Source organism: Prevotella sp. C0026C3, from assembly GCF_056590795.1.
The window spans coordinates 1-10141 of sequence record NZ_JBWPWW010000032.1 but is presented as its reverse complement, the minus strand read 5'-3'; the positions used below and the strand labels follow the sequence as shown (position 1 = coordinate 10141).

General features: G+C 43.1%; 6 protein-coding genes and 2 pseudogenes. 5 read left to right on the top strand and 3 right to left on the bottom strand.

Annotation, left to right across the window (positions count from 1 at the left end; genetic code table 11):
* A pseudogene (locus tag AC1EK4_RS11610) lies at positions 1 to 292 on the top strand (IS4 family transposase); the annotation flags it as partial.
* A 74-nt stretch (positions 293 to 366) separates the two neighbouring features.
* On the opposite strand, the gene AC1EK4_RS11605 reads toward AC1EK4_RS11610, so the two are convergent.
* Together AC1EK4_RS11605 and AC1EK4_RS11600 are read right to left on the bottom strand one after the other, a co-directional pair.
* Positions 367 to 2019 (bottom strand): phosphoethanolamine transferase, encoded by a 1653-nt coding sequence (locus tag AC1EK4_RS11605; protein WP_480358367.1) that lies wholly within the window; start codon positions 2017 to 2019, stop codon positions 367 to 369.
* 374 nt (positions 2020 to 2393) lie between these two features.
* Positions 2394 to 2486: pseudogene (locus AC1EK4_RS11600) on the bottom strand (transposase); the annotation flags it as partial.
* Between the two features lie 691 nt (positions 2487 to 3177).
* On the opposite strand from AC1EK4_RS11600, the gene AC1EK4_RS11595 reads away from it, so the two are divergent.
* From AC1EK4_RS11595 to AC1EK4_RS11580, 4 genes are all read left to right on the top strand, one after another.
* Entirely contained in the window at positions 3178 to 4536 is a 1359-nt protein-coding gene (locus tag AC1EK4_RS11595) for a sodium-dependent transporter (protein ID WP_062435274.1), read from the top strand.
* A gap of 6 nt (positions 4537 to 4542) precedes the next feature.
* A complete protein-coding gene (locus AC1EK4_RS11590; protein WP_036897676.1) occupies positions 4543 to 5433 on the top strand; it encodes a ComEA family DNA-binding protein in 891 nt (296 codons plus the stop codon).
* Between the two features lie 143 nt (positions 5434 to 5576).
* Entirely contained in the window at positions 5577 to 7622 is a 2046-nt protein-coding gene (locus tag AC1EK4_RS11585) for a protein-disulfide reductase DsbD family protein (protein ID WP_036897679.1), read from the top strand.
* Between the two features lie 251 nt (positions 7623 to 7873).
* Positions 7874 to 8869, top strand: coding sequence for a YqiA/YcfP family alpha/beta fold hydrolase (locus tag AC1EK4_RS11580; protein ID WP_480358366.1), 996 nt, complete (start codon positions 7874 to 7876; stop codon positions 8867 to 8869).
* Here AC1EK4_RS11580 and AC1EK4_RS11575 read toward each other — a convergent pair whose 3' ends face one another.
* Positions 8870 to 9964, bottom strand: coding sequence for a mannose-1-phosphate guanylyltransferase (locus AC1EK4_RS11575; protein ID WP_480358368.1), 1095 nt, complete (start codon positions 9962 to 9964; stop codon positions 8870 to 8872).
* Positions 9965 to 10141: the final 177 nt, after the last annotated feature.

Genomic DNA, 10141 nt, shown 5'->3' with positions numbered 1-10141 from the left:
GGTTCTTCTATTTGGTCAGTTGTCCAATCGTGAGGGATTACGAGACCTTATTGTGACCATCACTCCATTCAAGTCAGCGTTCCACCATCTTGGTTTTGGAAAGAATGTTAGTAGAAGCAATTTGAGCAAGACTAATGAAATACGCGAAGTCAAGATATTCCAAGAGTTTGCAGACAAGATGGTTTCCATAGCAAGAGAGAAACGTGGAGTTGTCAAGGACTTCTTCATATCGAACAATGTCTATGCGTTTGACTCCTCAACAATATCATTGTGCCTTTCTGTATATTGGTAGACAGTAGTGTTCCAAAAGATACAATTCCATCGTTAGGTGCAGAGGTATTATAGGTTTCTAATATTGCCATACTTTTATCTGTTTTTTACATACTTGTCATAATCTACATCTGCAATCATTCGTTTTTTTGGAACGTAATGTGGACTTATCAGGTCTCTATCTGCTTTATACCATTTTGTTTTCATTCCTACAATGTGGAATAAAATCTGACAAACATTGTCAGTCATGAATGGTTTATCTTTTGATTCTCTTATGCTTTTAACCAAATTTGGGTATTTTTCCATAAACGGAGTTGAGAACCAAATGACAAAAGGCACTTCGTATTGATACTTTACTAAGTTGTGGGTAACTCCGCTACTTCCTGCGTTTTTTCTTCCTTTTGAATCCCTGTAATCGTATATTTCTTCTCCGTGGTCTGAGAAATAAATCATGACGGTGGTTTTGTCGGCATATCTTTCTGCTATCTTCTTAATGACATAATCGTTATATAAAGTTGCGTTATCATATTCTGCGATTTCTTGCTTTTTATCTTTTGTCATATAGCTTTCATCGCGATTTATATCCTTGTAAGAGAATTTAGAGAAATATTTGGTATGTGGATACCTGTCGTTCGCACCGATATGTTGCCCTAAAAGATGAAAAATCAAAAGGTTTTTCTTTCCTAACCTGCTTGCTTTGCTCTTAAAGAAATCATCTACTAAATCGCCATCGTACAAGAAACTTTTATCAGACGTATAAGAGTATGCGTACTTTTGTATTTCTTTATTGTAGATGAAAGAATTAACCGAGAACGTAAAGAAAGCATTTTTGACATAATCTCTTTGAATATCCCACATTGTAACCTGATAACCTGCTTTTTTAAATAGAATGGGGAAGTAAGGTGTTTGATACCATTCCTCGCCATCACTCAAACTATTACAACAAAATGTATTTTTCTCTACTAAGGTCGTCAAATTAAATGGTGCAACGACATCACTAAAAGCCACAAGGTTTCCTTTTTTCTGCTCTGCATCCATAAAAGGAGTTGTTTTCAGTTTGTATCCGTAAAGTGAGGCGTGTGTTTTTATAAAAGATTCTCCAAGTATGTAAATAATATTTATAGAATCGTTTATTTCATCAGTTACAGGCTGATGGTAAGTATCTTTGGCTAAATTTACAGCTATTTTTATTTCATTTTTAGTTGCGTTGAGAGCATGAGTGCAATAAACAATCGACGTAAACGAATCCATGGGGAATGTAAGGTTTTTTCTTACCCATTTTTCAAAATCCATATAAGTCTGACATTTATACAACGTATAATATAATTTAGTGTTGTATAATCCTGTTAGAAGCAAGAAAGCTGAAAGACAGCCAAGTATGGCGGTTGTATATTTTTTTTGTAACCATTCCTTTTCTTTTATCTTTTTCCATTTCTTTTCAATAAATACGATAAAGGCTGTGAGGAGTATAACAGAAATATAAGTTATGAAAGCTCCTTTGGAAAATGCGAAAGCATTGATAAATTCGGCAGATTCTCTTCCGTTGGTTTCTGCAACAAGTTGGAAGATAAGAGGAGATATTGTTGTTCCAAAAACCAGCCAAAGGAACATGTTAACCGCAAATATAAAAATTATTATTAAATAAAACAGGGTTTTTAAAACTTTACGTTTTCTTGCTATATAAGAAAATATGACTGATAGCAAGATAGCCAGGCTGTAATATTTTAAATTAGAAGCCCCCCCCCCCAATTAAATAACGAATCTTTCAGCGTGTTAAAGACTAAACACAAAGTGAAAATAACAATAAATGGAAAGTCATCAAGTATGAAGTTTCCGAATTTAAGCATGGTTCGTAAAAATTTTTCTTTCATTGATTGTAATGAGGATGACCTTAATTCCGCAACACTATTATAAATTAAACTTTTTAAGTACCTGAGCAACAAAAAGCTCTTGCTTTGGCAAGCGGCAGAGCCGAGTGGCTCAGGATTTTGCCATGTCAGAATTTTCACTTATTCTTAGTGTTGCAAAAAAAACAAGAGAATCCGACGATAGACATGGCGAAGATACAAATTAAATCTGAGAGACTCACTCCTTTTGGGGATTATTTTCAATCATGGAGCGAAGTTCATGATTAAAGACTGAAGGGTAACAAAACCCTCACTACTACTTGTGTAATTCGAAAGAATTTCCGAAATTTGCGAATATGTAAGTTCCATTGTTTTTTCTTTTTTATAGTTTACAAATACAAAGATAAGAAAAAAGGAGCTTACACACTTTTATAGGACAGTACCTCTCTTCTACATGGATAGAATATGTTGGAATAGAAAGACAGACACAAACAGAAAGCTATATGTCGCGAAACGACTAAAGACGAATAACCGGTGGTTTATTACCACTGGGAAATAGTATCGACAAAGAAAATGAGTGCCGAGAGGTACTCAATACGGATGACTTCCGCACCCTCCTTACACGATATTCATATTCAGTACCTTCGGCACTGACTCTTGAGCATTATACGTTTTCCACGGACTTCGTCCGCGGTTATTCATCTATAGTCGCTCCGCGACAAAGACAAAAATCAGCTTACAGATGCTACTTAAGAGTTTTCTTGTTCAAAGGGTATCTGTTACATAGTCGCACATCGGCTACTCTCTATACTAGCCGATACATTAGGCAGAAACACCAATCATCGGAAAGCGAGACCACACAAACGAAGAATACTAACAAGTACTCCACTTATGAAGCTGTTCCACATCACTACCTATGAAGAACAGGAAGTATATGAAAAGAAAAAATCTTCAGAATAGTTCTATAAACTCAAGGCACAAACAAACAAAAGGTTGGCAGATTGTTACCAAATCAGAATATTATCATTAAATTTGCAATATATTTAACGAAAACATAAACATGTCTGAAGAAAGAGTAAACTTTGGTAGTAAGCTGGGCGTTATCCTTGCTACAGCCGGCTCGGCAGTAGGTTTGGGCAATGTATGGCGCTTTCCCTATATGACCGGACAGAATGGTGGCGCAGCCTTTATCATCATTTATCTAGGTTGTATCTTGCTGCTCGGCATTCCTTGTATGTTGTCGGAATTCATCATTGGTAGGCACAGTGCCTCAAATATGGCACGTGCTTACACCAAGCTTGGTAATGGTACAGCGTGGCGATTGGTGGGGTATATGGGCGTCATCACGGGCTTTCTGATTACCGGTTACTATGCTGTGGTGTCGGGATGGTGCCTGCAATACATCTACGCCTCTATCATGGGAGAATTGAAAGGTGATCCTACGATGGTGGCACAATATTTCTCTGATTTCGAACAATCGCCTATCCGTCCTATCTTTTGGACCGTCGCTATCCTGCTCATGACTCATGGCGTCATCATTCATGGGGTGCGAGGCGGTATTGAGAAGGTTTCGAAGCTCTTCATGCCGGTGCTGTTTATCTTGCTATTGGTCATCGTTGTGGCCTCTTGTCTGTTGCCCGATGCCGGTAAAGGAATCAACTATTTGTTGAATCTCGACTTCTCCAAGGTAGATCAAAACGTATTTCTTGGCGCCCTCGGACAGTCGTTCTACTCGCTCAGTATCGGCATGGGTTGCATCTGTACCTATGCCTCTTACTTCAGTCGACGAACCAATCTACTGCGCTCATCGGTGCAAGTGGCAGCGGTAGACACACTCGTTGCCATCCTAGCCGGGCTCATGATATTCCCCGCAGCATTCTCTGTCGGTGTGAATCCCGATAGTGGTCCGGCTCTCATCTTCATCACCCTACCCAACGTCTTCAACCAAGCTTTTGTCGGATTTCCTGCATTAGGTTGGCTTGTATCACTTTTCTTCTATGCCTTGTTGGCGTTGGCTGCATTGACAAGCCTCATCTCCCTGCACGAAGTAAGTACGGCTTTCTGCTTCGAGGAGATGCACATCAGTCGTAAAAAAGGTGCTACCATCGTGACTATAGCCACCATCATCGTGGGCAGTTTCTGCTCGTTGTCGCTAGGCGGAGTAGATTTCTTGAGGATAGGAAGCATGTCGATATTCGACATCTTCGACTTTGTGACGGGACAGATATTCCTCCCTGTCATCGGATTTTTCACTTGTATATTCCTCGGATGGTATGTCCCACGCACGCTGATATACGACGAATTCACCAATTGGGGAACGGTAAGCACACGCTTCTTCGGCATCTATCTCTTTGCCGTTCGGTTTGTTTGTCCGCTCTGTATATTGGCTATTTTTCTCCATCAGTTGGGCTTTATTTGATGAACTATGCGCTGGCGAGAGTTTTTCTATTTCCAAAAATCCGACCGAAAGGTGTTTCTTACGATTCTCACCATCGTGGTGATGGCATTCGGCGCATACCTGTTGATGGATAAAGAGGAACCCCTTCAACCTATAGTCAAGGCTCACAAAGAAGTAAAAACGGAGCAGTCTACATCGGCAAAGTATTATACCCAGCCTCATCAAGTTCCCGAACGATTTGCCTTCGATCCCAATACGGCCGACAGCACACAGCTGCTTCGACTTGGATTGCAGCCATGGCAAGTGCGTGCCATTTATCGTTATCGTGCCAAAGGCGGTGTCTATCGGCAGCCGGAAGACTTTGCTCGGCTCTATGGTTTGACCAAAGGACAATATGAATCGCTACGTCCTTATATTATAATAGGTGAAGATTATCAGCCTGCCGACAAGTTTTATGGGAAGCCACTATTAGTAGGCAAATCGACCAATCGCGACACTTTACTCCATGATTACCCCATGAAACTAAAACCGGGAGAACACGTGATACTTAACATAGCAGACACATTGATGCTGAAACGAGTACCGGGAGTGGGGAGTTATTATGCTCGCCAAATCATGAACTACGGGCGGAGACTGGGCGGTTTTGCACATACAGAACAACTTAGAGAGATAGAAGGATTCCCCGAAGAGGCCATAAGTTATTTCAAAGTGGACGACAGCGCAGTAGAAAAACTCAATCTGAACACGCTCACATTGAACCAAATGCGACGCCATCCATATATCAACTTCTACCAAGCACGCGAGATTATGGACTTCCGACGGTTGAAAGGGGCACTGAAAAGCATCGACGATTTGCACCATCTGCGCTCGTTCAGTTCTACAACCATAGAACGATTGCGCCCTTACGTAACTTTCTAAACTGAATAGGTGTGATATGTTTTCGGCATGTCGGGCACGATTATCACTTATTTTGTGTATTTTTGCAACTTGACAAAATAAATGGTGAGCGTTTCACATAGCATGGGCTCGCTTGGTATATAACTCAAAACAAGTAGCAAATTATGAATCATACTCATTGGAAGTCGGCTTGGCTGACACTCTTTCTAGCGATATTTACTCTTGCCATACATGCTCAGATACAAGAGCCGGTACACTTCTCGGTGCAACAGAAACAAGTTTCGCCCACAGAGGTAGACCTTGTCTTCACCGGAAAGATAGATGCCGGTTGGCACGTCTATTCCACCGGTTTGCCATCAGACGGCCCCATATCGGCCTCATTGGCAGTGGATAAAGCCGTCGGTGTACAAAAGATAGGAAAGCTACAGGCGCGTGGTAAGGAAATCAGTACGTTCGACAAGTTGTTTGAAATGAACCTGCGTTACTTTGAACACGCTGTGACTTTCGTTCAGAAATTTAAGATTACAGGCAAGACCTACGAGGTAAAAGGCTCGTTGGAATACGGCGCTTGCAACGACCAAAACTGTCTGCCACCAACCCAAGTAGACTATCATATTAAAGGAAATGGGCCGGCCGATGCACCGGAAACAGCCGATGTAGCAGCCTTAGTGCCTGCCAATCAACCGAAAGCCGACTCTACAAGCAAGGTACAGGTAGCTGAATCGACTAAAGCAGACAGCATCGTGGCGGCTGCACCTGTATCAAACGTGAAAGCCGACTTGTGGAAACCGGTTATCAAAGAACTGAAGAAACTAAATGGAGATACCGCTCATCAATCATGGTTCTATATCTTCTTCATGGGGTTTGTAGGCGGATTGTTGGCACTGTTTACACCCTGTGTGTGGCCCATCATCCCCATGACGGTGAGTTTCTTCCTCAAGCGTGCAGGCGACAAAAGCCGTGGTGTGCGCGATGCCGTACTCTATGGTATATCCATTATTGTGATTTATCTGTCGCTCGGCCTCATTGTGACAGGCTTGTTTGGAGCCTCATCACTCAACGCACTGGCCACCGATGCAGGATTCAACATCTTCTTCTTCTTGATGCTCGTGGTGTTTGCGCTGTCGTTCTTCGGCTGGTTTGAACTCACGTTGCCCTCATCTTGGACCAATAGTGTAGACTCCAAGGCCAGCAACACCAGCGGAATACTAAGCATTTTCTTGATGGCTTTCACGCTGGCATTGGTGTCGTTCTCGTGCACCGGACCGATTATCGGCTTCTTGTTGGTGGAAGTTTCTAACGCGAAAAACATCCTTGGACCGGCTATCGGCATGTTCGGATTTGCCTTGGCTTTGGCACTTCCGTTCACACTCTTCGCCCTTTTCCCCACTTGGTTGAATAAAGCACCGAAATCGGGCGGATGGATGAACATCATCAAAGTGACATTGGGATTCATCGAACTAGCCTTCTCGCTGAAGTTCTTCTCGGTAGCCGACATGGCTTACGGATGGCATCTGCTCGACCGCGAAGTGTTCCTCTCGCTGTGGATAGTCATCTTTGGATTGCTGGGATTGTACTTGATAGGCAAACTGAAGTTCCCTCACGACGACCAAACGAGCACAGCTATGCCCGTTCCCTGCATCATGCTGGGACTTGTTTCGCTCTCTTTCGCCGTGTATATGGTACCCGGTCTGTGGGGCGCACCATTGAAGGCTGTGAGCGCTTTTGCCCCTCCTATGTTCACACAAGACTTCAATCTGTACCATAACGAGGTGCGCGCGCAATATACCGACTACGAAGAAGGCATGGCAGCAGCGGCAGCTCAGGGCAAACCGGTGATGATAGACTTTACCGGATTCGGCTGTACAAACTGCCGAAATATGGAATTGGCCGTATGGACAGACCCTGTGGTGGCCGACAAACTCAAGAAAGATTACATCCTCATCTCGCTCTATGTAGACGATAGAAAGCCGTTGGCCGAACCGATGGAAGTGGTAGAAAACGGGAAAAAGCGTACTCTGCGCAATGTAGGAGAGAAGTGGAGTTATCTGCAACGCAGTAAGTTCGGCGCCAATACGCAGCCTTTCTATGTGTTGCTCGATGCTAAAGGAATGCCTCTGACGCGCTCTTATAGCTACGATAAGGATATATCCCACTACTTGGATTTCCTGAACAAGGGATTGGAAAAGGCTCGGAAGAAATCTAAATAAAGTGTGACAGGCCTCTTATAAAGAACAGCCACCTTCTTGATATAAGTCAAGAAAGTGGCTGTTATCGCAAACAATTGTAATGATTACTTTGTTTTTTAGGGGTTTACCCCTATCTTTGCATCGTGTTTTTCATAGTATTAGATTTAAGGTTAACAAAGGTTTGGACTCGGCGGAGTCCTTTTTTTATGCCCTTACGTTTGGTGCAGTCTCGTGGAAAATGATTAATTTTGGCAGACGATATGAGTAAAACAATGGAAAATCCCTATATCAGACAATATCCCGACTTGATGGTTGGTAAGAAGATTTTGTATGTGCATGGCTTCGGGTCGTCGGCACAATCGGGTACGGTGAAGCGCATTCAAGAGGCGTTACCACAGTCTACGGTGTTGGCATACGACCTGCCTATCCACCCACAAGAGGCGATGGAACTATTGAGAAAGGTGTGCGAAGAACAGCAGCTCGACTTGATTATCGGTACATCAATGGGTGGTATGTATGCCGAAATGCTCACTGGCTATGACCGTATCTTGGTAAATCCGGCCTTCGAAATGGGACAGACCATGCACGACCACAACATGATGGGGAAGCAAATATTCCAAAATCCGCGCCAAGACGGGGTACAGGAGTTCTTCGTAGACAAGCCTTTGGTGAAAGAATATCGCGAAGTGACGGGGCAATGTTTTACCCATGTATCGCCCGAAGAACAGGAACGTGTCTACGGGTTGTTCGGTGATGAAGATCCGGTGGTGCATACGTTCGACCTCTTTCGCAGCCATTATCGACATGCCATCCACTTCCATGGCGAACATCGCATGACGGATAGAAGTTTTATGCGTGGCGTGTTGCCCGTGATAAGGTGGATAGATGACCGGCAGGAAAAACGCGAACGCAATATTATATATATAGGTGAGGAATGTCTGAAGGATTCGTATGGCAAACCGAAGTCGAGTTTTAACAAGGCATACGATTTCCTAATAGAGCATTATACGGTGTATATTGTGGCCTCAGCGCCTACTAACGACCATGAAGCTATCACACAAATGCAGGACTGGACAGAGCAATATATCTCTACACCGGCCCACGATCGCGTCGTATTCACCAATCAACGACAACTGCTTTATGGCGATTATTTCATTGCGACAGAGCCGTTGGATGACTTCATGGGAACGGTGATACCTTTCGCTACCGACGAGTTTAAGACGTGGGAGGAAGTGATTGTTTACTTTGAACGGTTGGGCGGACAGTAACTATACGTACTCGTCGCCTTTTTTCATCTGCACTTCGCTGACGTATTTACGGATGAGTGCCGATGAATCTTCTTTCTTACAAATTAATAAAACATTGTCTTGTTCGGCTACGATGAAGCCGTCGAGCCCGTTGATGACAGCAAGTTTACCTTCTGGCAGCTTGATGATATTACCGTGACTTTCGTCTAATAACACGTCGGAAGAAATGACTACATTATCGTCTTGACTCTTCTGCATCGCCTCATAGATACCATGCCACGTGCCAAGATCGGCCCAACCGAAGTCGCACATCATCACACAAACTCGGTCGGATTTCTCCAAAATGCCGTAATCAATAGATATATTAGGATACGACGGGAAGTTCTCGTTGATAAATTCGTTTTCTTCTTCGATGGTGAAATTGGGTTTTGCTTCGTCTAACGTACTCAACACAGCAGGCAGAAATTTATAAAAACATACGCTCAGATATTGCAAATTGCAAAGAAAAAGACCAGTGTTCCAATACCATTCGCCACTCTCCATGAACATACGAGCAAACTCGCGGTCGGGCTTTTCGGTAAAAGTCTTCACTTCGTAGACATCCTCCATATCGGCAGGATTACCCACTTGGATGTAGCCATAACCCGGTTCGGGACGCGTAGGACGAATACCCATGGTGAGCAAACTATTGTTTTTGCTCACAAAATCCAATCCTTCCAAGATATTCTTACGGTACAACTCTTCGCGAAAGACAATCTGGTCGGACGGCGTAACCAGCAAGTTGGTATTGGGATTAATGTGAGCTATGCGATGTGCAGCCCACGCTACACTGGGCGCAGTATTACGCCATATAGGTTCAGCCATGAGATTATCAGGAGGCAATTGAGGCAATTGCTCTCTGACAAAGTCGACATATTCTATATTCGTATTGACAAAAATATGGTCTAAAGGGAATATATGGGATATGCGTTCGTATGTTTGTTGTAATTGGGTTTGTCCGGTTCCAAAGAAATCAATGAATTGTTTGGGAAGTTTCTCACGACTGCAAGGCCACAGTCTTCGACCTTTCCCACCGGCTAGAATGACGCAGTAATTGTTTCTAAGGTCATTATCCATGTTTGTACGATTATCGTTCTTGCCACGAAAGTAACGAATAAAAATCACTCCAACAAGGCTTTTTCACTTTTTTATTAAACAATAAGCATTTTGTAAGTTACAAAACGAAGTGCAATAAAAGAGTAGGCCTCGCCGAGAGATGCAGACGTTCTCGAAGCGTAGCGAGAGGTTGTCTGC

Bases quoted from the DNA above. Each gene is read 5' to 3' on its own strand.
- AC1EK4_RS11580 (WP_480358366.1), top strand. From the start codon at position 7,874: ATGGAAAATCCCTATATCAGACAATATCCCGACTTGATGGTTGGTAAG.
- AC1EK4_RS11585 (WP_036897679.1), top strand. From the start codon at position 5,577: ATGAATCATACTCATTGGAAGTCGGCTTGGCTGACACTCTTTCTAGCG.
- AC1EK4_RS11575 (WP_480358368.1), bottom strand. From the start codon at position 9,964: ATGGATAATGACCTTAGAAACAATTACTGCGTCATTCTAGCCGGTGGG.
- AC1EK4_RS11590 (WP_036897676.1), top strand. From the start codon at position 4,543: ATGCGCTGGCGAGAGTTTTTCTATTTCCAAAAATCCGACCGAAAGGTG.
- AC1EK4_RS11595 (WP_062435274.1), top strand. From the start codon at position 3,178: ATGTCTGAAGAAAGAGTAAACTTTGGTAGTAAGCTGGGCGTTATCCTT.